Raw genomic sequence first — 24,923 nt, forward strand, 5'->3', positions numbered from 1 at the left:
TTATATCAATTTACGGGTAGAATGTCGAAAGCCCTTCCACTCTGTTTCTAGAGAACAGATGCCTGAAGTTTACGAGGAACCGATGACTGAACTGCAACGCTTTTATCAATGGGTGATTAGCTCACCACCGCTACTAGAAATCAAGCCGCCCATTTCTGATCTCAGTGTATTCTCAAACCACCAAGCACTCGACGAGTCGCATACTTATGATGGAAACCCTAGATTAGGCTTCCTCTACCAACACTTATGTGAACAAGTCATCATGACTTCGGATAATTATTCAATCAAGTACGATGAGATTCAGATTAATGTTGAGGGACGAACACTTGGCGCAATCGACTTTATCCTGGAAGACACGAGCAGGCAAAAATTAGAACACTGGGAAGTGGCAATTAAGTTCTACCTACTTCATGAGCAAACATGGTTTGGTCCCAATTCTCACGACCAATTGGACAAGAAGCTCGATAGGATGCTCTGCCATCAACTTGGTATGTCCTCTTCAAGCGCTTTTATTGATCAGTATCCAGATATCGATGTCGACTCAAAACACCTTTTGATGCAAGGTCGCCTCTATACCAACCCATTTCTAGAACAAAACGTACCTACGGAGTGTTTGGGATACAACATTAACCCAAGCCAAGTAAACGGATTTTGGTGCTATCAAAATCAGGCTCACCAGATCACCGAAACACTCTATCCTCTAAGCAAAGAGCAATGGGCCGCTGGAACGGATGATTTCAGCGGTGAACCCATCGCCGAATTTGGTGATCGCTTCGTTCATGGGCAAACCAAGTCTGGTCAATTCTGGTTTGTGATGCCGCAAAGCTGGCCACACGGCTAATCCATTCGTCATGAACTGACTTAGTCTAGCCACTTACTCACAGACAAATAAAAAAGGGCTGATGCTTTCACATCAACCCTTCCATTATTTGCTTTATAACTCTATGAATCGTACTCGATTATAGACCTGCAGCGGCAAATACTTGGTTAACAATCTCTTGAGCTTCTGCTTCGATTGCTTTTAGGTGCTCTTCACCTTTAAAGCTTTCACAGTAGATCTTGTAGATGTCTTCAGTGCCTGATGGACGAGCAGCGAACCAACCGTTCTCAGTTGTCACTTTAAGGCCACCAATCGCAGCGCCATTACCAGGAGCATGCGTTAAACGAGCAGTAATCGCATCGCCAGCAAGCGTTTCAGCAGAAACCATCTCTGGAGAGAGCTTTTTCAGCACGTCTTTTTGTGCGCCATTTGCTACCGCTTGAATACGGTTGTACTTAGATTCACCGTGTTTAGCAGCCAGCTCTTCGTAGTACTCTTGTGGGTTCTTACCTGTAACGGCTGTGATCTCAGCCGCAAGTAGGCAAAGAATTAGACCATCTTTATCTGTTGACCAAGGCGTACCGTCTTTACGTAAGAAAGATGCACCTGCACTCTCTTCACCACCGAAACCAAACTGACCGTTGTAAAGGCCATCAACGAACCATTTGAAACCAACTGGCACTTCACAAAGTTCACGACCTAAGTCTGCTACTACACGGTCGATCAATGCGCTTGATACCAAAGTTTTACCAACAGCAACCTCTTTACCCCAACCTTCACGGTTACGGTATAGGTAATCGATACAAACCGCTAGGAAGTGGTTTGGGTTCATTAGGCCTTTAGGCGTAACAATGCCGTGGCGATCGTAATCAGGGTCGTTACCAAACGCTAGTGCGTATTCATCTTTAAGTGCAAGCAAACCTGCCATTGCGTATGGAGAAGAACAGTCCATACGAACTACGCCATCTTTATCTAGAGACATGAATTGGAATGAAGGGTCAACCGCTTCACTTACCAGAGTAAGATCTAGATTGTACGCTTTACCAATTTGACGCCAGTAATCAATACCGCTGCCACCCAGTGGATCAACACCAATCTTGATGTTTGCTTTCTGGATCGCTTCCATATCCACGACGTTAACCAAATCAGCGACGTATGGCGCGACTAGGTCAACTTCTTTTACTAGCTCAGACTGTTTAGCCTGTGCGATAGGCGTACGCTTAACACCTTGCATTTGCTCAGCAATGATCACGTTCGCACGGTCTTCAATCGCTTGAGTCAGTTCAGCTTCAGCTGGGCCACCGTGTGTCGGGTTGTATTTAATACCGCCGTCTTGAGGTGGGTTATGTGAAGGCGTGATAACAATGCCGTCGGCTTTTTTGTCATTCACTAGGTTGTGCGTAAGAATCGCGTGCGAGATACCAGGTGTTGGAGTAAAGCCGTTGTTTTCTTGAATAATAACTTCAACACCGTTCGCTACAAGCACTTCGATAACCGTAGAGAACGCAGGCTCAGATAGAGCGTGAGTATCTTTACCTAAGAAAAGAGGGCCAGTTGTACCTTGCTCGGCACGAACTTCAGCAACCGCTTGTGCAATTGCTAGAATGTGGTTTTCGTTAAATGTTGATTTGTCTGCTGTACCGCGGTGACCTGAAGTACCGAAAAGTACTTTATGATCTGGGTTCGTAGCATCCGGTTGCTGTAAGAAATAGTTAGCAACTAAAGCCGGGATATTATGAAGATCTTCCTGCTGAGCTTTCTGCCCAGCACGAGGGTGCATAGCCATTTTTCGACATCCTTATATATAAAATTTTAAAACAAAAAAACCTCATAATATCTTCTTATCCATGGATATTATGAGGTTTAAATCAGATTTCGTTAAATTGAACCTGTTACTTTTTCTATCAATTCTGCTTGGAAATTCATGCGGCTCATAAGCTGCTCAACCATCTGTCTTTTTCGGCTTGTATTGTTATTAGTAATAACCCAAAAAGGACTTTGTGGAATAGCTTTAGGCTTAGTCGTGTTGCCGTTTGCTAGCAACGTCGCTTCGTTATCTGCAAAGTAAACGCGCTTACGGCCTTTTACTTGAGTTGCTTCTGAAAAGCTTAAAGGGTCGATTTTATGCAGTGTTGATAACACAAGCATGAAACGATCAATGGCTTTCTTTAGTGATGCAAACTCATCTGATATTAGTAGTGAGCGCATTTCTTTAACGCCATCGAACTTCTCTGGAGTAAAGCCTACCTCTTTGCTAACAACGATACCTTTTGGCTCAACGATCTCTTCGATCGGAGCCATGCCTTGGCTATCAACCTGTAACAAGCGGCGCAGAATATCTGAAGCGCTTTCGCCAATACGTTCTGTCTGACCCGCAATAAAACGGTATAGGTCCTCATCAACCTCAATTGTTTTCATTCGCTTTTCACAATCTCAATGTTTAAACTCTGGGGGATTATAGCGAGATCCGCGCGGATACTCTACGTCAAACCCACCATGAATAAGATAAAAATGTCAGTACAGCTCAACTATAAAATTGAAGGTGAGGGTCACACCATTGTTTTGATCCATGGATTATTCGGTAATCTGGACAACCTTGGCTTGCTCGCTAGGGATCTAAAAGCCGATCATCAGGTACTTAGTATCGATCTCCGCAACCACGGTCAATCCTTCCATAGTGACACTCATAACTATCAAGCGATGGCACAAGACGTGGCTCAACTGCTGCATGATCTTAAGTCAGAAGACGTCACTGTGATTGGTCACTCGATGGGTGGCAAAGTAGCGATGGCACTGACACAACATCTTGCGCTGCATAAATTGATTGTCTTGGATATGGCTCCGGTCGCGTACACTCAGAGTCGCCACGACAACGTATTCGCAGGCCTGCAAGCCGTGATAGAAGAAGAGCCGACTTCACGCTCAGATGCACTCAAGGTTCTCGCAAAACATATCGAGATCGATGGCGTTCGCCAGTTTTTAACCAAATCTTTGTTCAAAACAGAGCAAGGCATCATGGAATGGCGCTTCAATGTTGCTTCGTTATTGAGCAACTACCCACATATTATTGGTTGGGAACCGATCGAGAAAACCTCGGTCAAAACCTTGCTCATTAAAGGTGGGGATTCAGATTACCTCACCGCAGAACATCAAGCAGCCGTTCAGCAGCAATTTTCTAACGCAAAAGCGCATGTCATTGCCAACACAGGTCACTGGCTGCATGCTGAAAAACCAGCAGAAGTACTTAGAGCAATTAGAAAATTCATCGCTTAACTGCGCTTTTTCGTGCAGATAAATGAGAGCTGTGTAATTACTGCAGATTAACTTTATCTCACAACAGTGATATAGTGCGCCCAAGCAAAATTGGTATATAAGGTTCCCATGCTTTACGACTACATGAACATCATCGAATCTGTTGGTTTAGATCTCCTGTTTGCCGCGATTTTCTTTTTAATCGGTATGGCAATTAAGGACGTTCTCAAGCAGGGAAATGTTCCTCCATTTGGTCGTCGCATCGTATGGTTAGTACTTTTCCTTGGCTGTGCGGGTTTTATCGCCAAAGGGATAATCCAACTAAGCTGGGAAGGAACTGGGATCTAACGATTCTCTTCCGAACTTTATTACACCGACAACAGACAAAATGAAAGGTAATGATTCTATGGCAAGTGTAGGTCTCTTCTTTGGTAGCGATACAGGTAACACTGAAGCTGTTGCTAAGATGATTCAAAAGCAATTGAGCAAACAGCTCGTTCACGTTCAAGACATTGCAAAAAGCAGCAAAGAAGATATCGATAACTTCGATCTACTGCTGCTTGGTATCCCTACGTGGTACTACGGCGAAGCACAATGTGATTGGGATGACTTTTTCCCAGAGCTAGAAGCTATTGATTTCTCAACTAAGCTTGTTGCTATCTTTGGTTGTGGCGACCAAGAAGATTACGCAGAATACTTCTGTGATGCTATGGGTACTATCCGTGACATCGTTGAAGCGAAAGGCGGTACTATCCTAGGTCACACATCAACTGAAGGCTACGAATTCGAAGCATCGAAAGGTTTAGTTGAAGGCGATGACAGCCAATTCGTTGGTCTATGTATCGATGAAGACCGTCAACCTGAGCTAACTGATGAGCGCGTATCTAACTGGGTTAAACAAATCCACGAAGAGATGTGCCTAGCAGAGCTAGAAGACTAATTCTCTAGTGGTTGTTAATTGTTACAGTTAATAACCATTATGTAGATATGAAAAAACCTCCTTATAGGAGGTTTTTTGCTATTTAAAATCTATTAATTAGCACTCAGCCTCTAATGCTTCATCATCATCTCTAAATTGCGGCTTCTTTCTTACATAGAGGGTGCGTTGAATTTCTGAAACCACATTACCCTGCTTATCTTTCACGTGAATAATAAATTCGGGGAAACACTTTTCACCGAGTTGCGTCTGACGATAGATATCGTCAAGCTGCCCTTGCCTTATCTCAAAATCTGCATACAAGTCCGATTGCCCCGGCTTGATGAAGTTAATGCTCGCTTCTTTATCCCAAACATAATATCGTTCACCTAAAATTCCCATTAACATCAATGAGTAAACGGGATCGGTAAGAGAAAAGATACTGCCGCCATATTGAGTACGATTGGCGTTCTTATTCCACCAGCGTAGCTTAAGTACTGTCTTAACAACCCTAAAGTCAGTGCTAATGTGGGCTATTCGAATACCCGCTCCCCAAAAGGGAGGCCAAATATTAAGAGCAAATTTTACAATGTTGGGTTTATATATTTTTGCGAGTTGCTTATTCATAACAACATTCCATGTTCATATCAGAAACACCGTCACCTTGACTGGTCGTACCTCCACTATAAGTGAGATACTTCCAATTTACAAAACAGATTGTGATGTCAGTAAGTAACCCTTTGAAGTTCGTGGTTTATTGTTATGCCTGACTAAACTATAATGGTATTAATATTGAATTCTGTTAATTGCTGCAGATCATCAACAGGAAAGTATATGTCAGACAATAATCAAGCGCTAAAAGATGCAGGTCTTAAAGTGACCCTTCCACGGCTCAAAATTTTAGAAGTATTACAACAGCCAGACTGCCAACATATTAGTGCTGAAGATTTATATAAGAAGCTGATCGACCTAGGTGAAGAAATCGGTCTTGCAACCGTTTATCGAGTACTTAACCAATTCGATGACGCTGGCATTGTAACTCGTCACCACTTCGAAGGCGGCAAGTCTGTATTTGAACTTTCTACACAGCACCACCACGACCACCTTGTATGTTTAGATTGTGGCGAAGTGATCGAATTCTCTGATGACATCATCGAAGAAAGACAGAAAGAGATTGCTCAGCGTTACAACGTGCAACTAACAAACCACAGTTTGTACTTGTACGGCAAAAGCATTAACGGAGATTGCAAAGGCAATCCAGACGCGCATAAAGCGAAGTAGTAATACAGAACGCTGGCTTAGGCCGGCGTTTTTTATATAGGGCATCATAAAGTATCCATGAAAAGAATCCCGCTAGTTAAGGCTTTTACTTTAATTGAGATGTTGGTTGTTGTAGTGATTATTGCAGTGCTTGCTATTGTTGCCCTTCCCCGTTTTCTTAACATTCAAACCGATGGCCGTATCGCTCTGTTTGACGCTGCTCAATCTCAATTTCAAACTGCGATCACGTTTGCTCACAGTAAATGGCTGGTCAGCGGCGGCGGCAACGCTGAAATGAATGACATGCCAGGTTTTGGGGAAGACGGAGACGGCAATGCTCAATTGGACATAAATGACGTCGGCTACCCACTCGGCGTCGATAAAGGCAACCCTATGGGGCAGCCTTACAACATAGGTCAAGGTGACCAAGGGTGTGTGTCAATATGGAATGCCATTATGACAACCGACCTGACCGCTACTACAGACCCGAACCAGTCCAACAATTTTGATTTTATTACCCGCCGTCAAAACCATAGTTTTGTTGCCAAAGACGGTACTCCTCAAAACAAACTCGCGCTTTGCTACTTCATCTACACTGGAGTCGATTTCGACAGCGATCCTGGTAATGCAGGTTATGTTTTCTGGTACAACTCACGCACGGGTGAAGTAACCCAACAAGACCCTAATAATCCCTAAAACTCTGGCTCTAGTGCTTAAAACGCTAGTTGGTCACTAGAAACACCTTGGTAATCAAATTTAAGACACAAAAAAACCGGCTCTAAGCCGGTTTTTTATTGGGTCGTTTTTAACAAACTAAATACTCAAGCATTAAGCTTCAGTTTTACCCCATGTGTCACGTAGACCAACCGTGCGGTTGAAGACTAGTGCATCTGCTTTAGAGTCTTTCGAATCCACACAGAAGTAACCTGTACGTTCAAACTGGTACGCTTGCTCTGCCACACCTTCTGCTAAGCTAGGTTCAACAAAACCATTTAGCGTAACAAGAGATTCAGGGTTTAGCGTTGCAGCGAAGTCATCAGCAGCGGCTGGGTTTGGCACTGTGAATAGACGATCGTACAAACGAATCTCAGCAGGCAGTGCTTTATCAGCAGATACCCAGTGGATAACGCCTTTCACTTTGCGGCCATCTGCAGGGTTCTTACCCAATGTTTCATTGTCGTAAGAACAGAAGATAGTCGTAATGTTGCCTTCTGCATCTTTTTCGATACGTTCAGCTTTGATCACGTAAGCACCACGCAGGCGAACTTCTTTACCTAGAACCAAACGCTTGTACTTTTTGTTTGCTTCTTCACGGAAGTCGTCACGTTCGATCCAAACTTCGCGTGTAAATGGTACTTCACGAGTGCCCATTTCTGGCTTGTTTGGGTGATTTGCAACCGTTAACGTTTCTACTGTATCTGCTTCGTAGTTTTCGATAACGATCTTAACTGGATCCAGAACAGCCATTGCACGAGGTGCATTTTCGTTCAGATCATCACGGATGCAAGATTCAAGTGAACCGAACTCAATCATGTTCTCTTGCTTAGTTACACCAATACGCTTACAGAATTCACGAATCGAGCTTGAAGTAAAACCACGACGACGTAGGCCAGAAATAGTAGGCATGCGTGGGTCATCCCAACCTTGAACTAGGTTTTCAACCACAAGTTGGTTCAGCTTACGCTTAGACATCACTGTATATTCAAGATTCAGGCGGCTAAACTCGTACTGACGAGGTTGGCAGTCAATCGTGATGTTATCTAGAACCCAATCGTACAAACGACGGTTATCTTGGAATTCAAGCGTACAGATAGAGTGCGTAATACCTTCCAACGCATCAGAGATACAGTGAGTAAAGTCGTACATTGGGTAAATGCACCACTTGTCAGCCGTTTGATGGTGGTGAGCAAAACGAACACGGTAGATAACAGGATCGCGCATAACCATGAACGAAGAGCTCATGTCGATCTTAGCACGTAGACACGCTTTACCTTCTTCGAAGCCACCGTCACGCATTTTTTCAAACAACGCTAGGTTCTCTTCTGGGCTGCGGTCACGGTATGGGCTCGCTTTACCTGGCTCTTTTAGCGTGCCACGGTACTCACGGATTTGATCAGGACTTAGCTCGTCAACATACGCTAAGCCTTTATTAATTAATTCCACAGCATAAGCGTAAAGCGTATCGAAGTAGTTTGATGAGTAGCAAATATCACCAGACCATTCGAAGCCTAACCAGCTTACATCATTCTTAATTGACTCAACGTATTCAACGTCTTCTTTTTCAGGGTTTGTATCATCGAAACGAAGATTACATTGTCCCTGGTAGTCCTGAGCAATACCAAAGTTCAAGCAAATAGATTTAGCGTGACCAATGTGCAGGTAGCCATTTGGCTCCGGCGGGAAACGAGTATGCACGCTACTGTGTGTACCATCCGCTAAATCTTTATCAATAATTTGGCGAATGAAATTCGATGGACGAGCCTCAGCTTCACTCATCTATAGCACCTCTATGTATTTAGTATTGTCAGAGAAAGTTATCTTTCGTCCCCAAGAAAACGGTCGCTTATGGCGCCAGTCAAAGATAGAAAGATCATTGTTGCTAATCATCCACAATTCTTAGCCTTTGCACAATAAGAACCGTCCGTTAATTGCGATTATTTCTGCTATTCGATGAAGAATAGAACGAACCGTGTTCGCTGGTCTTAAACTGCAGGCACAAAAAAGCCTCCCGTGTGGGAGGCTTTCAATTTGACACTTACTTAAGAGTAACTTTACGTCTTAATTAAGTACTTCCCTTACTGTGGAAGTTTTACATCAGATAGGTCTTCGCCTGCACCAATAGCTTTCATTTCGCCAGCTACGATTTCAGCTAGTGGGCCTAGGATAACCTGTAGGTTGTTTTCACCTAGTTTAACCACACCTTTAGCACCAAGTTTCTTAAGAACAACTTCATCTGCAACAGAGCGGTCTTTAAGAGTTAGACGTAGACGAGTGATACAAGCGTCGATTGAAGTTAGGTTGTCGTGACCACCTAGAGCTTTCAGGTATTGACGTGCAAGGTCGCCCTTTGGTGCTTCGCCAGCAGGAGCTGCAACAGCTTCGTCATCATCTTCACGACCTGGCGATTTCAAGTTGAAAGCGCGGATTGCGAAAGAGAAAGTGAAGAAGTATAGAGCACCGAAGCCAAGACCGATTAGTAGTAGTACGAATGGTTTAGTTGCTAGACCCCAGTTCAATACGAAGTCGATAAGACCAGCAGAGAAACCGAAACCGTGCAGAGTACCAAACATGTTAGCAACTACTAGAGACAAACCTGTAAATACAGCGTGCATTGCGTATAGAGCAGGAGCTAGGAATACGAACATGAATTCTAGCGGCTCTGTGATACCTGTTAGGAATGAACAGAATGCAACTGAGAATAGTGCGCCACCAACTTGGCTACGTTTTTCAGCAGGAGCAGCTAGGTACATTGCAAGTGCAGCACCTGGTAGACCGAACATCATTACTGGGAAGAAACCGTTCATGAATACGCCAGCGCCTTTATCGCCGCCGAAGAAACGGTGTAGGTCGCCAGATTTAACTGTTTCAGTTACTTCTTTAACAGTTGCAACAATTTCTGGGTTAACTGAGTTAGCAAATTCAAATGTGTACTCTTGACCAACAACTAAAGTTTTAGCTAGTGCAGGGTCAACACAAAGTTGAGAGAAGCCTTCTGCAGCAACTACGATCTCTTGACAAGAGCCCATACCGAACCAGAAGTACGAGTTCAGTACATGGTGTAGACCTACTGGGATAAGTGCACGGTTAAGAGTACCGTAAACAAATTGACCGATAGCGCCAGACGTTGAAACTGCGTGAGCAAGTGCATCTAGACCAGATTGAACAGCAGGCCATACAACACCAAAGATTGCGCCAGCAACTAGAGCAAATAGACCAGCCATAATAGGAACTAGACGTTTGCCAGAGAAGAATGCTAGCCACTCTGGAAGACGAGTCGCGTGGAATGCATTGTAAGAGTGACCTGCGATGATACCTGCAAAGATACCGCCGAAGAATGACATATTTACACTAGCATCGATGTTTGTTGCGGTTGCTGTCAGAACAAAGTAAGCAACTGCACCAGCAAGACCTGCTGCGCCGTTACCGTCTTTAGAAAGACCAATAGCTATACCCAAACCAAACAATAATGGTAGTTGACTGAAGATTGCGTTACCAGCAGATGCCATGAATGCGATATCGAGTAAGTCTGGTTGACCCAGACGTAGCAGCAATGCCGCAATCGGAAGCGTTGCGATTGGTAGCATTAACGCCTTACCAAGCTTCTGCGCATATCCTAGAATATTCACCAGTTGTTTCCCCCTATAGGATTTTTTAGAATTCGTTTGAGAAACTTATTTTAGTCGCTCAATTTAGTCCTATTCAGTGTATTCAATTAATTTTGCTCCGCAAATTAAAACCTTACCATTTGTGATCCTAATCACCAGTTTTTACCAAATCCAGAGGTTTTTGCTAGCGAGATCATAAAACTTATTTTATCATTAAAAAAAACGAATATTTATGGATAAAATCCAAATCTAATCATTAGGCAAAAAGATGGTAACTCCGGGCTTATAGAGCACCGTGAATAATCATTATTGATGGACCTAAATGTATAATAAAAATCAATTGTTCATATGTTTTTCAACAACTTAAATCGCTTCTCATTTTGAAGCCGTTTGCCCATAAAAGATAAATCGTTACGTAAATGATGCTCGCAAACTAAGTCCGCATTTAGGTAACGAACGAATTTAAAAGATCTCACGAAATAAGGATTAGCTGACTATGTACGCGCTAAGTAACTGTAAAATTTACACTGGTAGTGATGTTCTAACCGATCATGCTGTTGTAATCGAAAACGAACTGATCAAAAAAGTCTGTCCTATCTCTGAATTGCCAGAAGGAATCGAGCTTCGCGACCTAGACGGAGCAAACCTAAGCCCAGGTTTCATTGACCTACAACTGAATGGTTGTGGCGGTGTAATGCTTAACGATGAGATCACTGCAGAAACCATGCAGATCATGCACAAAGCAAACCTGAAATCTGGCTGTACTAGCTTCCTACCAACGCTTATCACCTCTTCAGACGAAGATATGCGTGCGGTTATTACGGCAGCTCGTGAATACCATAACCAGTACCAAAACCAATCTTTAGGTCTGCACCTTGAAGGCCCTTACCTAAACGTTGCGAAAAAAGGCATCCATAGCGTCGATCACATTCGTAAATCTGACAACGAAATGATTGAGCTTATCTGTGAGAACCGTGACCTTGTTGCAAAAGTAACATTGGCTCCAGAGCTTAACGACCCTGAACACATCGAACGCCTGCACAAAGCTGGCGTTGTCGTTTCTATCGGCCACACCAACGCAACTTACGCAGAAGCGCGTCAAGGTTTCGAATCTGGTATCACGTTCGCCACTCACCTGTTCAATGCAATGACGCCGATGGTTGGTCGTGAGCCTGGCGTTGTTGGCGCGATTTACGATACTCCTGAGGTTTACGCTGGCATTATTGCCGACGGCTTCCACGTTGATTACGCAAACATCAGAATTGCGCATAAAATCAAGGGAGAAAAGTTGGTATTAGTGACGGATGCCACAGCTCCTGCAGGTGCTGACATGGAATACTTTATTTTTGTCGGTAAGAAAGTATATTACCGTGATGGTAAGTGTGTTGATGAAAACGGCACACTGGGCGGCTCAGCTCTGACTATGATTGAAGCAGTTCAGAATACAGTTGAGCACGCTGGTATCGCTTTAGACGAAGCTCTTCGCATGGCTACGCTATACCCAGCTACGGCTATCGGTGTAGAAAGCAAGCTAGGTCGAATCAAAAAAGGCATGGTTGCAAACCTAGCTGTATTTGACCGAGACTTTAACGTTAAAGCGACTGTTGTTAACGGACAATACGAGCACAATTAAGTATGAATGGCGGACAAATAGGTAACGTAGACTTAGTTAAACAACTAAACAGTGCGGCGGTATACCGACTTATAGACCAACAGGGGCCTATCAGTCGTATACAAGTGGCTGATGTAAGCCAACTCGCACCGGCAAGTGTTACAAAAATTACCCGCCAACTTTTAGAGCGCGGCCTAATTAAAGAGGTTGCGCAGCAAGCGTCTACTGGCGGTAGACGCGCTATCTCCCTAACCACAGAAGTAGAGCCTTTTCATTCTGTTGCTGTGCGTTTGGGTCGAGACTACATTCAAATAAGCCTGCATGACCTTGGTGGTCGTGAATTGGCTTTCCAACAGCAAGACCTGAATTATTCAGACCAATCAGACCTTACCCAAGGCTTGGTCAATAACCTCAAAGCTTTCATTGCTGAGCATCAACCAAAGATCGATCAACTGATTGCTATTGGTGTCACGCTTCCAGGCTTGGTTAACCCAACGACCGGTGTTGTTGAGTACATGCCGAATACCGACATCGATAACCTCGCATTAAGCGACATTATTCGCGATACATTCCATGTTGCTTGTTTTGTTGGTAACGATGTTCGTGGAATGGCGCTTGCTGAGCACTACTTCGGTGCAAGTAAAGATAGCCAAGATTCTATTTTGGTCAGTGTTCACCGTGGTACAGGTGCAGGCATTATCGTTAATGGTCAGGTTTTCCTAGGTCATAACCGTAATGTGGGTGAAATTGGTCATATCCAAATTGATCCGCTAGGCGAGCAATGCCAATGTGGTAACTTCGGCTGTCTTGAAACAGTAGCGGCAAACCCAGCTATCGTTGAACGCGTGCAGAAGCTGATTAAACAAGGCTATGAGTCTTCTTTAACAGAGCTTGAGCATATTACGATTCAAGACGTTTGTGACCACGCGATTAATGGTGATGAGCTAGCCAAGCAAAGCTTAGTTCGAGTAGGAAACCAGTTAGGTAAGGCTATCGCGATGACGATTAACTTATTTAACCCTCAAAAAGTTATCATTGCTGGTGATATTACCAAGGCACAAGAGATTGTTTTTCCTGCAATTAAGCGCAATGTAGAGAATCAGTCGTTAACGACTTTCCATAGCGGCCTGCCTATTGTAGCATCACAGATCGATAAACATCCTACGATGGGAGCTTTTGCTATGATTAAGCGCGCCATGCTTAACGGCGTGTTACTGCAGAAGCTTCTCGAAGACTAGAGAAAACAATTCTGATTTTCCGCGGGCCGTGTTTGTATAAACACGGCCCGTTTTTTTAAGCTAGGGAACTACAACAACAAGTTATGGAACTTATATTAATATCCACTGCGTTTATCGCAGGATTTATTGCTTTAAAGTGTCACCTTCCCCCATTAGTTGGTTTTTTGGTTGCAGGCTTTGGGCTTTTTGCCTTTGGCTTTGAAACCAATGACACCATCATTACTTTAGCTGACCTTGGTGTCACGCTGCTTCTATTTACTATCGGCTTAAAGCTCGATATCAAAACCCTATTCTCTAAAGAGATCTGGGCTGGCGCGACAATCCACAACCTTTTGTCCACTCTGTTTTTCGCCGTCGCCCTGTTTGGCTTTAAGTTCTTAGGTATTTCATCGCTAGCTGCCATGTCGGTAGAACAGATCGTTCTGCTCGGTTTTGCTCTTTCATTCTCTAGTACTGTATTTGCGGTTAAGACTCTGCAAGAGAAAGGCGAAATGAATGCGACCTACGGAACGTTAGCGATTGGTATCTTGGTCATGCAGGATATCTTCGCCGTAGTATTCTTAACGGCTTCTACGGGCAAAATACCTGAGTGGTATGCAATTGCTCTGTTTGCCCTACCCTTATTACGCCCACTGTTCTACAAAGTGCTCGATTGGGTTGGTCACGGTGAGATGCTGGTTCTTTCCGGCATCTTCTTCGCATTAGTCGTCGGTGCTGGTTTATTCCATTTGGTTGGTGTGAAACCAGATTTGGGGGCTCTTGTTCTAGGTATGTTACTTGCTGGTCACCCAAAAGCCTCAGAATTATCAAAGTCGCTGTTTAACCTTAAAGAACTTTTCCTTGTCTGTTTCTTCTTGAATATTGGTCTGTCAGAGCAACCAACCATTCAAGGCTTTATGCTCGCAATCTTGTTCTTGCTGATGCTGCCAGTGAAAGGTGTTCTCTACTTCTTGGTACTCAACCGCTTCAAGTTCCGTGTTCGAACGTCTCTACTTGCCTCGCTATCACTGTTTAACTATAGCGAGTTTGGCCTCATCGTTGGTGGTCTCGCCTTCAAGATGGGTTGGATGTCGGGTGATATCTTAGTTGCCGTTGCCATTGCAGTTTCACTGTCTTTTCTAATCGCTGCTCCTTTAAACCGAGCTGGTCATAAGCTTTATCAGCAGTCAGGTAAATGGCTAAAAGAGCATGCGTCAGAAAAGCTTCACCGACGTGATAAGCGAATTGACCCTGGTCGTGCCCAAGTGCTTATTCTAGGTATGGGCCGAATTGGTACCGGTGCTTATGACGAATTACGTACTCGCTATGGCAAGGTCAGCCTAGGTGTAGAAGTGCGTGAAGAAGCCGCGCACAACCACAGAAGCCAAGGCAGAAACGTGATTTCTGGCGACGCGACTGACCCAGATTTCTGGGAGCGAATTCTAGATACAGCAAACGTAAAGCTGGTGATTTTGGCAATGCCTCACCACCAAGGTAATCAAACCGCTTTAGAACAATTAAAGTCACGTAACTTTAAAGGCCAAATTGCGGCTATTGCTGAATATCCCGATCAACTCGAAACACTGAAAGAGAATGGCGTTGATGCGGCATTTAACATTTACAGCGAGGCTGGTAGTGGTTTTGCTCGCCACGTTTGCGAACAGTTAAATCCAAATATCAATAAAATCTAGTATTAGACAGTGTTCAACTAAACCTCTCAAAACTGCCAATTTTTCGCACTTTTGAGAGGTTTTTGTTTAAAAAACCAACCGCAATTAAACATCACACACCAAAAGCACATAAAAATTAGATAATTTCTAACAGAACACCCTTTATATTATTTTTTTGCTCACATCCGGTTGCTTTTTTTAGCCAGAATGGCAAATTGAATGCAGTTGATTTGGAAATTATTTAAGAGGAAGTTCTATGTGTTCAGTATTTGGCATTCTCGACATTAAAAGTGATGCCGCAACACTTCGCCCTATTGCTTTAGAAATGTCTAAGAAGCTTCGTCACCGTGGTCCAGACTGGTCTGGTATCTATGCTGGTGAAAAAGCAATCCTTGCTCATGAACGTCTTGCTATTGTTGGCTTGAACAGTGGTGCTCAACCACTATACAGTCAAGACAAAAAGCACATTCTTGCAGTAAACGGTGAAATTTATAACCACAAAGAACTTCGTGCACGCTATGAAGATAAGTACCAGTTCCAGACTGATTCTGACTGTGAAGTTATCCTAGCGCTATACCAAGAGATGGGTGCAGACCTTCTAGAAGAGCTTAACGGTATTTTCGCATTCGTTTTATACGACGAAGAGAAAGACGAGTACCTAGTGGGCCGCGACCATATTGGTATCATCCCGCTTTACCAAGGTTACGATGAGCACGGCAACTACTACGTGGCTTCAGAGATGAAAGCATTGGTTGAAGTATGTAAGACGATCAGTGAATTCCCTCCAGGTAGCTTCTACTCTTCGAAAGATGCTGAACCTCAACGCTACTACATCCGCGATTGGAACGAGTACGCTGCGGTACAAGGCAACAGCACAAGCAAAGAAGAACTGACTGAAGCGCTAGAAGCAGCCGTTAAACGTCAACTAATGACTGACGTTCCTTACGGTGTACTTCTATCTGGTGGCCTGGATTCATCAATTACTTCAGCAGTTGCAAAACGCTTTGCGGCAATGCGTATCGAAGATGATGAGCAATCTGAAGCTTGGTGGCCACAACTGCACTCGTTCGCTGTTGGTCTTGAAGGCGCACCAGACCTTATCGCTGCTCGTGAAGTTGCGGACAAGATCGGAACTGTGCACCATGAGATGACTTACACTATTCAGGAAGGCCTAGACGCAATCCGTGACGTTATCTACCATATCGAAACTTACGATGTAACGACGATTCGTGCATCAACGCCAATGTACTTGCTGGCTCGTAAGATCAAAGCGATGGGCATCAAGATGGTACTTTCAGGTGAAGGTGCTGATGAAATCTTTGGTGGTTACCTGTACTTCCATAAAGCGCCAAACGCGAAAGAGTTCCACGAAGAGACAGTACGTAAACTGCTTGCTCTAAGCATGTTCGACTGTGCTCGTGCAAACAAATCGCTAGCGGCATGGGGTGTTGAAGGCCGTGTACCATTCTTGGATAAAGAGTTCATCGATGTCGCAATGCGTCTGAACCCTGAAGATAAGATGTGCGGTAACGGTAAGATGGAGAAACACATCCTGCGTGAGTGTTTTGAAGACTACCTACCAGATTCAATCGCATGGCGTCAAAAAGAGCAGTTCTCTGATGGTGTTGGCTACGATTGGATTGATACATTGAAAGCAACGGCTGAAGCAAAAGTAACGGATCAACAAATGGAAGCTGCTAAGTTCCGTTTCCCTTACAACACGCCAACAACCAAAGAAGGTTATGCTTACCGTGAAATCTTTGAGGAGCTATTCCCTCTAGAATCTGCGGCAGAGTGTGTACCTGGTGGTCCTTCAGTTGCTTGTTCATCAGCGAAAGCGATTGAGTGGGATGAGTCATTCAAAAACTGTGTCGACCCATCAGGCCGTGCAGTACAAGCCGTTCACAACGATGCTTACAACGCTTAGAGCGTTTTGAACAAATCCTAAAGACTAAAAAAGGCGCATTATGCGCCTTTTGTTTTAAGCCTATTTTTATTACTGCAGTTATGCGCGAGCTTGTAGTGCTTCGTTCTCAATACTGATTGGAACGACTTGGCTGATCATTTTCACCAGCATAATCGATCGAGCCTCACCGTCTTTCTGATCGAAAATAGCTTCAACCCCAGCAAATTGGCCACTCTGAATCTTAACTACCTGTCCAGATTCAAACTCAACACAACAATCTTCCACTTCGTTACTGCAGCACTTCTCAAACTCTTTAAGTTCAAACACCAAGTCTCCTTGGACCTCGTGCGGCAGTGAACCGAACTTAATAAAGTCCACAACGCCACGTGTTGAACGAACGGTCGTGAAGCTAGGACCTTGCTCATAGTCGAAGCGAACAAAGATGTAAGACGGAAACAGCGGTTCTTTGACCTGCTTTTCTTTCCCTCTCACCACCTTTTCGACTTCTATTTGAGGGTAAAAGCACTCTACCCCCTGATTCTCTAAGTGCTGCTGAGCGCGTTTTTGATCACCACGCTTACAGTAAAGCAAATACCAACGTTTCATTTGACTAGCCATTTTATATTTTTAGATATTTTACCACATGCCTAAAACGGTTAAATCACCATTAATAAAATGAATCGTTGCTAACGAAAAATAATGCGTAGCAGACCAATTTATCAACAAAAAGTTATAGGTGTCGGAGTGGTTAAGCATTGTACAGAGATCATTTAGAGATCAAAAGACTCATTGTTGTAAGCATATGTATGCCCCAGCTAATGCGCATGCCACTCCCTTAAAACTCAAAATGATACACCAGAGCAATATATCTAAAGATTTCAATTCAACACAACTTTAATGAAGGTTATTAACCAACCAACTCAAATCTGGAAAATTAGTTTGCAGCACATCTAAAATGGGCAACATTAAAAATAAAGATATTTAATATCAACATCTTAGTTAAACCAAGTTGTCGTGACCATAAAATAAGTCTATTGCAGACTTTTATCCCACTGTGTATACATGAATGACTATAAAATCTTTTAATACCTGAAATTAGTAAAACTTATGCCAAGCAACCACAACATCTTTGGCCACCCTAGAGGCCTATTTCTACTTTTTAGCACAGAGCTATGGGAACGTTTCTCTTACTATGCGATGCGTGCCATCCTTGTCTTATTTTTGACTGACACTACCCTCAACGGTGGACTGGGTTGGTCAACGAAAGACGCACTCGATCTCTACGGTATTTACACCGGCTTAGTCTACATCACACCATTAATTGGTGGCTGGATTGCCGATAACTACCTAGGTCAGCGTAAATCAATTATGATTGGCGGTGTATTGATGGCACTTGGCCAATTTACAATGGCTCTACCTAACGGCTTCATCGGTTTAGACCAAGTGAACGCGCTGTACCTTGGTTTAGCACTGCTAATCAGTGGTAACGGTATGTTTAAGCCGAACATCTCAACCATGGTTGGCGATCTGTACCAAGAAGGCGATAACCGCCGTGACGGTGCTTTCACCATTTTCTACATGGGCATCAACTTAGGTGCGCTGCTTGGTGGCTTAATTTCAGGTGCTGCTGTCGATTCATTCGGTTGGAAAGCAGGTTTCCTAGCCGCTGGTATTGGTATGGTTATTAGCTTGATCATGCAAGTGACAATGGCTCAGTCTTGGTTGGGCAACATCGGTTCTGTACCTGCTGCTGCAAGAGCGAAAGCACTAAACAAATCTAAAGAAAAAGCGCCACTGACCAAAGAAGAGTTCGACAGACTAAAAGTGATTCTTATCATGGGTCTGTTCGTGATTGTTTTCTGGGCGGGCTTTGAACAAGCTGGCGGCCTAATGAACATCTACACTCAACAATATACTGACCGTATGATTGGTGGCTTTGAAGTTCCTGCTGCGTGGTTCCAATCTTTGAACCCATTCTTCATCATTACACTTGCTCCAATCATTGCTGCGTTCTGGGTGAAACTGGGTAAGCGTGAACCCAACTCTCCTGTTAAGTTTGCAATGGCATTGTTCTTCTTAGCACTGGGCTTTGTGTGCATGATAGGCGCGGTAATGGAGCAAGGCGGTGACCTAACCGTGAAAACATCAATGCTATGGCTAGTCGGTGCTTTCTTCTTCCATACCCTTGGTGAGCTTTGTCTATCGCCTATTGGCCTGTCGTTGGTCACTAAGTTAGCTCCGCTTCGCCTAGCATCATTGATGATGGGTGCATGGTTTGGCTTCAATGCGGTGGCAAACTACGTGGCAGGCCTGGTCGGTTCTCACGTTGGTGAGCTTGGTGCTATGTCAATCTTCAGTGGTATTGCTATCACAGCAACGGTGAGTGCCATATTACTGCTGCTTTGTGCTGGTAAGCTTGTATCATGGATGCATGGTGTAGAAACCAACATGACGCTTGAAGCAGAACCAAAAGCAGAAACTTCGGTCGCTTAATAGCTAGATCGATTTCAAGAAGAAACATCAAGATCAAAAAGGGCTGCTCAATGAGCAGCCCTTTTGTTATCTATTCAATCGCCATATCAGTTAGCGATGAAGCGCCACTAGTTCAGCCATCATGTCGATGTGTGAGTCTCTGTCGTTCAGACACATAATGTAGCTAAAGTCCGAACCACCAGCGTCAATGAACGTCTCTTTACACTGGTCTGAAATCTCTTCCAACGTTTCCAAACAGTCAACCGAAAAGGCAGGTGCCATGATGTCGATCTTCTTGATGCCTTTACTCGGCAGTGACTCAAGTGTCTCGTCAGTGTATGGCTTCAACCACTCTTCTCGACCAAATCGCGATTGGTATGTCATGGTGATATCGTCCGCTAACAAACCTAACTCTGCCGCAAGCAGCTTTGTTGTCGCTTCACAATGCTGAGGGTAGATATCGCCTTCATCAGCCAGTCGCTTCGGAATACCGTGGAAAGAACACACTAAATGATCGGCTCTGCCATTTTTATCCCAATGACTGCGGACGCTTTCAGCCAATGCTTTTGCATAGCTTGGGTGCGCGTAGTAGTCGCGAATAAAGCGATAGCTCGGGATAACTGGCATCTGCTTAAAGGCTTTGGTCAAACCATCAGAAACCGCTGCTGTGGTTGTGCCAGAGTACTGCGGATACAGAGGCAGTACGATGATGTCCTCAACGCCCTGCTCCATCAGTTGCTCAACACCAGTCTTTAGGCTTGGGTTGCCATAGGTCATACCCAGTGCAACAGGCATCTCTAGTTTTTTCTGGAGCTTTTCAGCTTGTCTTTGAGAGTACACAAGCAGTGGTGAGCCCTCATCCATCCAGACAGACTGATACAGCTTAGCAACTTTAGGCGAGCGAATCGGTAAAATCACGCCATGTAATATAGGACACCAAAGCCAACGCGTTAGGTTTACAACTCGCTTGTCGTGTAAGAATTCACTCAAAAATCGACGAACGCCAGCGGGGGTCGCCGCATCTGGCGTTCCTAAGTTCACCAGTAAAACGCCCTGCTTTTTATTATTTTCCATAGATACCTGAGACCAATATGTGATTTTCTGGAAAGTAATATACTAATCTGCATAAGTTTAAGATCATTGCGCCTCAATGAAAGTCTGAATAATCATTCTTCATATGAGATACACAACATCCACTCTCAATTGCTAGCCACTGCCGTCGGGTCTGAACCGTTCTGAATCATGTGCAATCAAGTTATATAGATTGGTATCGTACTAAAAATTGAAACAAAAAAAGCGACCCTTAAGGTCGCTTCCAATATATCAAATTCTAAAACTGGCTGTTAGCCAATTATGCTAGTGCTTTCTCAAGTTCTGCACTAACTTCAGCAACTTGCTTAGTACCGTCAAACTTAAGGTACTGAGTGTTACCTGCTTCAGCTTCTTTACCGTAGTAAGAGATTAGCGGAGCTGTTTGATCGTGGTATACACCTAGACGTGCACGAACTGTTTCTTCTTTGTCGTCATCACGTACCACTAGGTCTTCACCCGTTACGTCATCTTTACCTTCTTCTTTAGGCGGATTGTACACAGTGTGGTATGTACGACCAGAAGGAAGGTGAGCACGACGACCAGCCATACGCTCAACAATCACATCGTCAGCTACGTCAAATTCAACAACGTAATCAACAGCGATGCCCATTTCTTTTAGGCCATCAGCTTGTGGGATTGTGCGTGGGAAACCGTCTAGTAGGAAACCTTTCTCACAGTCATCTTGAGCGATACGCTCTTTGATAAGACCAAGGATAATTTCATCAGAAACTAGCTGACCAGCGTCGATTACTGATTTTGCTTGCTTACCAAGCTCAGTACCCGCTTTGATAGCAGCACGTAGCATGTCACCAGTTGAAATTTGAGGGATACCAAATTTGTTCATGATGAAGTTAGCTTGAGTACCTTTACCCGCGCCAGGAGCACCTAGAAGAATGATGCGCATGTTTAATCCTCTTATAAAATTATGATTTATACCGAAGCTCACTATCCCTCCATTCTTGCTCATTTTTAGGATGAACAGAAAGCGTTAAGTAACCATTGAGGCTAAGCAAAACTGTGAACAGAAGCAAAACGGTAAGTTTCGGTATAACGTTTAAAAATCATACAACTGGAGATAGTTGCTTCTTAGCCCCAGCTGATTAGGTCGAGCATTCTATCACATTAATATTCAATTTGGCTGAATTTACGACTAAAGAATGCATCGACAACATTTGTTGTGACGATAACGGTGACGTTGACCACGTTAGGTCAATTTTCAACGACGTTCATAAAAAAAAGCCCGCATTTGCGAGCTTTTTATTGTAATTGTTGGCTTAACCTAAAGTCGAAAGACTAACGCTTTGTTAGTAGCTCGTTGATTGCACCCAAGAATTGTGACGGATCTTCCATTGAGCCCTTTTCAGCCAGCATCGCTTGACCAAGTAGCAACTCAACCCAACGACCAAACGCTTGCTCGTCTGCTTCGTCAGCCATCTGTTTAACCAGTGCGTGCTCAGGGTTAATCTCGAAGATGTACTTCACTTCCGGTGCCGCTTGACCCGCAGCTTCAAGAAGCTTCGCCATTTGCGTGCCCATTTCGAAGTCGTCAGTCACAACAACCGCAGGTGTCGTTGCTAGCTTGAAGGTCGTACGAACTTCTTTAACACGACCACCTAGGTAAGATTGAGTACGCTCAACAACAGATTTGAACTCTTCTTCTGTCTCTTTTTGCTTCTCTTTCTCTTCTTCACCTTCAAACTTGCTTAGGTCTAAGCCTGCTTTAGTGATCGATTGGAACTGTTTACCGTCGAAGTCAGTCAGGTAGTTCATTACGTACTCATCAATACGATCGTACATTAGAACCACTTCAATACCTTTAGCTTTGAACTGCTCCAAGTGTGGGCTGTTCTTAGCGGCAGCGTAGCTATCTGCTGTCAGGTAGTAAATCTTATCTTGGCCTTCTTTCATGCGCTCAACGTAAGATTCTAGGCTGATGGTTTGTTCAGCAGAATCCACTTCCGTTGACGAGAAACGAAGTAGACCAGCGATCTTCTCTTTGTTCGCCATATCTTCAGCCGGGCCTTCTTTCAATACTAGGCCGAACTCTTTCCAAAACTCTAGGTACTTATCATTGTCATTCTTCGCCATGCGCTCAAGCATAGTCAGTACACGCTTGGTACATGCGCCACGAAGAGACTGAGTTACCTTGTTGTCTTGCAGGATTTCACGAGACACGTTCAATGGCAGATCGTTTGAGTCAATCAAGCCACGAACGAAACGCATGTAAGATGGCATGAACTGCTCTGCGTCATCCATGATGAATACACGCTGCACGTAAAGTTTCAAGCCACTCTTGTGGTCACGGTTCATCATGTCCCAAGGTGCTTTCGCTGGGATGTAAAGCAGGCTTGTGTAATCGTTCTTACCTTCAACCTTGTTGTGGCTCCAGGTTAGTGGATCAGCAAAGTCGTGAGATACGTGCTTGTAAAACTCTTGGTACTCTTCTTTCTCGATATCAGATTTGTTGCGAGTCCAAAGCGCTTGCGCCTTATTGATCTGTTCCCAATGTTTCTCTTCGGTGTCTTTACCTTCGTCATCTTTCACTGCTGTGAAGATAGAAACAGGAATACCGATGTGGTCAGAATATTTACCAATCACTTCACGCAGACGCCACTCATTTAAGAACTCTTTACCGTCTTCACGCATGTGCAGAACGATGTCAGTACCACGAGACTCTTTAGTGATGTCTTCGATTGTGTAATCGCCTTCACCTGCAGAGTGCCACTGAACAGCTTCATTGTTCGGCAGGCCAGCTGCACGTGTGCGAACCGTTACCGCGTCTGCGACGATGAATGCAGAATAGAAACCCACACCAAATTGACCAATCAGTTGAGAGTCTTTGCTTTGGTCTTCAGACAGCTTTGAGAAAAAGTCTGCAGTGCCTGACTTAGCAATCGTACCTAAATGCTCAATAACGTTGTCGCGGCTCATACCGATACCGTTATCAGAAATGGTTAACGTGTTTGCTTCCGCGTTGAAAGAAAGTTTTACACCTAGATCTGCATCACCTTGGTAAAGGTCACCGTTCGATAGAGCTTGAAAACGAAGCTTATCAGCCGCGTCAGATGCGTTAGAGATCAGCTCACGTAGAAAGATTTCTTTATTTGAATACAGTGAGTGAATCATTAGATGAAGTAGTTGTTTTACTTCAGATTGAAAGCCACGAGTCTCTTTATTTTGCGTTGCCGTTTCGCTCATTTTTACTCCAAAACATCTATACTTTATGTTGAATAATCATAGGGGCGTAACACTTGATGCCACTCTTCTGTTCATTAACATGAGGATGACAAATGTAAATTCAAGGTCAAAAATCATAAAAACACTGTTTTTTTTATCTGTTTTTATTATCCTTGAGCCGGATAAATATAAAAGAACATAAAATAAGCCATGATTTGGTGAAGAATTAACGGAACTTCACCTGAGATTTGTCTATTTCTCCCCCCAAAACAATCCAAAATAGAAGAATTCAATGAGTAATATCGGCACAAAGTTTATTCTCGCACAACGGTTCGTATTCGACCCAAACAGCAATTCACTTGTCGATCAAATGAGCGACGGTGAAGTCGTACGTCTTGGTAGCAATGAAAGCCGCATTCTCTTGATGCTGTCAGAAAGGCCTAATGAAGTTATCACTCGTAATGAATTGCATGAGTATGTTTGGCGAGACCAAGGCTTTGAGGTGGATGACTCAAGCTTAACGCAAGCCGTATCGACTCTGAGAAAGATGCTCAAAGACTCGACTAAATCTCCTGAATTCGTAAAGACAGTACCGAAGCGCGGTTACCAATTTATTGCGACCGTTGAGCGCTCTGCGCCACTGTCATCAAATGATCAGCCAGTAGCCGCTGAAATTGCAGAAAATGACGTTGAACCTATCCTAACGTTTGCAACGCCTGCAGCGACTGAACAAGCAATCACTGACACATTTGAACCTGAGCCAATTACAAAAGTTCAACAAACTAAAGTGGCAGTAGAACCAGCAACCGCTCCTGTTGTAGCTCCGGCTAAAAGCACCAATAAATGGTTAACATTTTGGTTACTGCTTGCCGCTTTCATCATGCCGATTCTCGTTTTAACGTTTACTACCCCGGCGGAGTCCGAGTTCACGGTTTTGACTGAAGTGGATGGTGTAAAGGTTCAATCACCGGTTAACCACCCAGACCTCAGCAGTTGGCTGCCAGCAATAGAAAAGTGTGTATTAAGTTACAACACGAGTCACACTGGTGTGTTAAAGCCGGCTGAAGTGATCGCTACAGGAGGACAAACCAATAACCTTGCCCTCAATTACATTCACCCGCAAGATTACTCGAGCGAAAATGTAACCCTAAGAATTTACGCAAACCAGTCGGATGTAAACGACATTTGTAACGGTGGTAAGTAA

The 24,923-nt window shown here is 43.9% G+C and carries 21 protein-coding genes; 12 read left to right on the forward strand and 9 right to left on the reverse strand.

Going from position 1 to position 24,923, the window contains the following annotated elements:
• Window positions 1-82: 82 nt before the first annotated feature.
• Complete coding sequence (locus AB6E52_RS04120) at window positions 83-841, forward strand: DUF1853 family protein (RefSeq protein WP_102320178.1); 759 nt, start codon at window positions 83-85, stop codon at window positions 839-841.
• Between the two features lie 118 nt (window positions 842-959).
• Here AB6E52_RS04120 and pgm read toward each other — a convergent pair whose 3' ends face one another.
• Entirely contained in the window at window positions 960-2,606 is a 1,647-nt protein-coding gene (pgm, locus tag AB6E52_RS04125) for a phosphoglucomutase (alpha-D-glucose-1,6-bisphosphate-dependent) (protein ID WP_061034159.1), read from the reverse strand.
• A gap of 92 nt (window positions 2,607-2,698) precedes the next feature.
• A complete protein-coding gene (gene seqA, locus AB6E52_RS04130; protein ID WP_017061953.1) occupies window positions 2,699-3,238 on the reverse strand; it encodes a replication initiation negative regulator SeqA in 540 nt (179 codons plus the stop codon).
• Between the two features lie 93 nt (window positions 3,239-3,331).
• On the opposite strand from seqA, the gene AB6E52_RS04135 reads away from it, so the two are divergent.
• The 3 genes from AB6E52_RS04135 (at window position 3,332) to fldA (ending at window position 5,012) form a co-directional block, all read left to right on the forward strand.
• On the forward strand, window positions 3,332-4,093 hold the full coding sequence (locus AB6E52_RS04135; protein WP_017061954.1) for an alpha/beta fold hydrolase: 762 nt from the start codon (window positions 3,332-3,334) through the stop codon (window positions 4,091-4,093).
• Window positions 4,094-4,201: 108 nt separating this feature from the next.
• The gene (locus AB6E52_RS04140; RefSeq protein ID WP_004737900.1) at window positions 4,202-4,420 is read left to right on the forward strand and encodes a DUF2788 domain-containing protein; all 219 of its coding nucleotides are present in this window, start codon (window positions 4,202-4,204) and stop codon (window positions 4,418-4,420) included.
• Between the two features lie 58 nt (window positions 4,421-4,478).
• Entirely contained in the window at window positions 4,479-5,012 is a 534-nt protein-coding gene (fldA, locus tag AB6E52_RS04145; RefSeq protein WP_010436745.1) for a flavodoxin FldA, read from the forward strand.
• Between the two features lie 96 nt (window positions 5,013-5,108).
• Here fldA and AB6E52_RS04150 read toward each other — a convergent pair whose 3' ends face one another.
• On the reverse strand, window positions 5,109-5,615 hold the full coding sequence (locus tag AB6E52_RS04150; RefSeq protein WP_017061955.1) for a DUF4442 domain-containing protein: 507 nt from the start codon (window positions 5,613-5,615) through the stop codon (window positions 5,109-5,111).
• Window positions 5,616-5,822: 207 nt separating this feature from the next.
• On the opposite strand from AB6E52_RS04150, the gene fcrX reads away from it, so the two are divergent.
• Both fcrX and AB6E52_RS04160 read left to right on the forward strand, forming a co-directional pair.
• Window positions 5,823-6,269: a ferric iron uptake transcriptional regulator FcrX gene (fcrX, locus tag AB6E52_RS04155; protein ID WP_017061956.1), complete on the forward strand. Its 447-nt coding sequence runs from the start codon at window positions 5,823-5,825 to the stop codon at window positions 6,267-6,269.
• A gap of 57 nt (window positions 6,270-6,326) precedes the next feature.
• The gene (locus AB6E52_RS04160; protein WP_032547229.1) at window positions 6,327-6,944 is read left to right on the forward strand and encodes a prepilin-type N-terminal cleavage/methylation domain-containing protein; all 618 of its coding nucleotides are present in this window, start codon (window positions 6,327-6,329) and stop codon (window positions 6,942-6,944) included.
• A gap of 132 nt (window positions 6,945-7,076) precedes the next feature.
• On the opposite strand, the gene glnS is transcribed toward AB6E52_RS04160, so the two are convergent.
• Together glnS and nagE are read right to left on the reverse strand one after the other, a co-directional pair.
• The gene (glnS, locus tag AB6E52_RS04165; RefSeq protein ID WP_017063407.1) at window positions 7,077-8,744 is read right to left on the reverse strand and encodes a glutamine--tRNA ligase; all 1,668 of its coding nucleotides are present in this window, start codon (window positions 8,742-8,744) and stop codon (window positions 7,077-7,079) included.
• 299 nt (window positions 8,745-9,043) lie between these two features.
• Complete coding sequence (gene nagE / locus AB6E52_RS04170; protein ID WP_032545860.1) at window positions 9,044-10,594, reverse strand: N-acetylglucosamine-specific PTS transporter subunit IIBC; 1,551 nt, start codon at window positions 10,592-10,594, stop codon at window positions 9,044-9,046.
• Window positions 10,595-11,069: 475 nt separating this feature from the next.
• Here nagE and nagA point away from each other — a divergent pair, with 475 nt between their 5' ends.
• From nagA to asnB, 4 genes are all read left to right on the forward strand, one after another.
• A complete protein-coding gene (nagA, locus tag AB6E52_RS04175; RefSeq protein WP_017062193.1) occupies window positions 11,070-12,206 on the forward strand; it encodes an N-acetylglucosamine-6-phosphate deacetylase in 1,137 nt (378 codons plus the stop codon).
• A gap of 2 nt (window positions 12,207-12,208) precedes the next feature.
• Window positions 12,209-13,423 carry an ROK family protein gene (locus AB6E52_RS04180; protein ID WP_017062194.1) on the forward strand — a complete coding sequence of 405 codons (1,215 nt, stop codon included), beginning with the start codon at window positions 12,209-12,211 and terminating at the stop codon, window positions 13,421-13,423.
• Between the two features lie 83 nt (window positions 13,424-13,506).
• Window positions 13,507-15,093, forward strand: a complete 1,587-nt coding sequence (locus AB6E52_RS04185) for a cation:proton antiporter family protein (protein WP_102320163.1) — start codon at window positions 13,507-13,509, stop codon at window positions 15,091-15,093.
• Between the two features lie 235 nt (window positions 15,094-15,328).
• Complete coding sequence (gene asnB, locus AB6E52_RS04190) at window positions 15,329-16,999, forward strand: asparagine synthase B (protein ID WP_102320162.1); 1,671 nt, start codon at window positions 15,329-15,331, stop codon at window positions 16,997-16,999.
• A gap of 78 nt (window positions 17,000-17,077) precedes the next feature.
• Here the strand turns inward: asnB and rfaH are convergent, their stop codons facing one another.
• Entirely contained in the window at window positions 17,078-17,584 is a 507-nt protein-coding gene (rfaH, locus tag AB6E52_RS04195; RefSeq protein ID WP_017068990.1) for a transcription/translation regulatory transformer protein RfaH, read from the reverse strand.
• Between the two features lie 501 nt (window positions 17,585-18,085).
• On the opposite strand from rfaH, the gene AB6E52_RS04200 reads away from it, so the two are divergent.
• Window positions 18,086-19,471, forward strand: a complete 1,386-nt coding sequence (locus AB6E52_RS04200; protein WP_102320161.1) for a peptide MFS transporter — start codon at window positions 18,086-18,088, stop codon at window positions 19,469-19,471.
• A 90-nt stretch (window positions 19,472-19,561) separates the two neighbouring features.
• Here AB6E52_RS04200 and hemH read toward each other — a convergent pair whose 3' ends face one another.
• From hemH to htpG, 3 genes are all read right to left on the reverse strand, one after another.
• Window positions 19,562-20,524 (reverse strand): ferrochelatase, encoded by a 963-nt coding sequence (gene hemH / locus AB6E52_RS04205; protein ID WP_017068992.1) that lies wholly within the window; start codon window positions 20,522-20,524, stop codon window positions 19,562-19,564.
• 277 nt (window positions 20,525-20,801) lie between these two features.
• A complete protein-coding gene (adk, locus tag AB6E52_RS04210) occupies window positions 20,802-21,446 on the reverse strand; it encodes an adenylate kinase (RefSeq protein ID WP_017062200.1) in 645 nt (214 codons plus the stop codon).
• A gap of 389 nt (window positions 21,447-21,835) precedes the next feature.
• The gene (gene htpG, locus AB6E52_RS04215; RefSeq protein WP_017062201.1) at window positions 21,836-23,740 is read right to left on the reverse strand and encodes a molecular chaperone HtpG; all 1,905 of its coding nucleotides are present in this window, start codon (window positions 23,738-23,740) and stop codon (window positions 21,836-21,838) included.
• A 271-nt stretch (window positions 23,741-24,011) separates the two neighbouring features.
• Between htpG and AB6E52_RS04220 the strand changes: the two genes are divergently transcribed.
• Window positions 24,012-24,923, forward strand: a complete 912-nt coding sequence (locus tag AB6E52_RS04220) for a transcriptional regulator (protein WP_017072436.1) — start codon at window positions 24,012-24,014, stop codon at window positions 24,921-24,923.

The sequence above is a fragment of the Vibrio sp. 10N.247.311.13 genome, assembly GCF_041467595.1.
Classification (GTDB): Bacteria; Pseudomonadota; Gammaproteobacteria; order Enterobacterales; family Vibrionaceae; genus Vibrio; species Vibrio crassostreae_C.

Excerpts from the sequence above, each read along its gene's own strand:
- pgm (WP_061034159.1), bottom strand. The coding sequence starts at position 2,606 with ATGGCTATGCACCCTCGTGCTGGGCAGAAAGCTCAGCAGGAAGATCTT.
- fldA (WP_010436745.1), top strand. The coding sequence starts at position 4,479 with ATGGCAAGTGTAGGTCTCTTCTTTGGTAGCGATACAGGTAACACTGAA.
- nagA (WP_017062193.1), top strand. The coding sequence starts at position 11,070 with ATGTACGCGCTAAGTAACTGTAAAATTTACACTGGTAGTGATGTTCTA.
- AB6E52_RS04180 (WP_017062194.1), top strand. The coding sequence starts at position 12,209 with ATGAATGGCGGACAAATAGGTAACGTAGACTTAGTTAAACAACTAAAC.
- AB6E52_RS04220 (WP_017072436.1), top strand. The coding sequence starts at position 24,012 with ATGAGTAATATCGGCACAAAGTTTATTCTCGCACAACGGTTCGTATTC.
- adk (WP_017062200.1), bottom strand. The coding sequence starts at position 21,446 with ATGCGCATCATTCTTCTAGGTGCTCCTGGCGCGGGTAAAGGTACTCAA.
- AB6E52_RS04185 (WP_102320163.1), top strand. The coding sequence starts at position 13,507 with ATGGAACTTATATTAATATCCACTGCGTTTATCGCAGGATTTATTGCT.
- AB6E52_RS04120 (WP_102320178.1), top strand. The coding sequence starts at position 83 with ATGACTGAACTGCAACGCTTTTATCAATGGGTGATTAGCTCACCACCG.
- rfaH (WP_017068990.1), bottom strand. The coding sequence starts at position 17,584 with ATGAAACGTTGGTATTTGCTTTACTGTAAGCGTGGTGATCAAAAACGC.
- AB6E52_RS04135 (WP_017061954.1), top strand. The coding sequence starts at position 3,332 with ATGTCAGTACAGCTCAACTATAAAATTGAAGGTGAGGGTCACACCATT.
- AB6E52_RS04200 (WP_102320161.1), top strand. The coding sequence starts at position 18,086 with ATGCCAAGCAACCACAACATCTTTGGCCACCCTAGAGGCCTATTTCTA.
- fcrX (WP_017061956.1), top strand. The coding sequence starts at position 5,823 with ATGTCAGACAATAATCAAGCGCTAAAAGATGCAGGTCTTAAAGTGACC.
- AB6E52_RS04160 (WP_032547229.1), top strand. The coding sequence starts at position 6,327 with ATGAAAAGAATCCCGCTAGTTAAGGCTTTTACTTTAATTGAGATGTTG.
- AB6E52_RS04140 (WP_004737900.1), top strand. The coding sequence starts at position 4,202 with ATGCTTTACGACTACATGAACATCATCGAATCTGTTGGTTTAGATCTC.
- AB6E52_RS04150 (WP_017061955.1), bottom strand. The coding sequence starts at position 5,615 with ATGAATAAGCAACTCGCAAAAATATATAAACCCAACATTGTAAAATTT.
- seqA (WP_017061953.1), bottom strand. The coding sequence starts at position 3,238 with ATGAAAACAATTGAGGTTGATGAGGACCTATACCGTTTTATTGCGGGT.
- asnB (WP_102320162.1), top strand. The coding sequence starts at position 15,329 with ATGTGTTCAGTATTTGGCATTCTCGACATTAAAAGTGATGCCGCAACA.
- htpG (WP_017062201.1), bottom strand. The coding sequence starts at position 23,740 with ATGAGCGAAACGGCAACGCAAAATAAAGAGACTCGTGGCTTTCAATCT.
- hemH (WP_017068992.1), bottom strand. The coding sequence starts at position 20,524 with ATGGAAAATAATAAAAAGCAGGGCGTTTTACTGGTGAACTTAGGAACG.
- glnS (WP_017063407.1), bottom strand. The coding sequence starts at position 8,744 with ATGAGTGAAGCTGAGGCTCGTCCATCGAATTTCATTCGCCAAATTATT.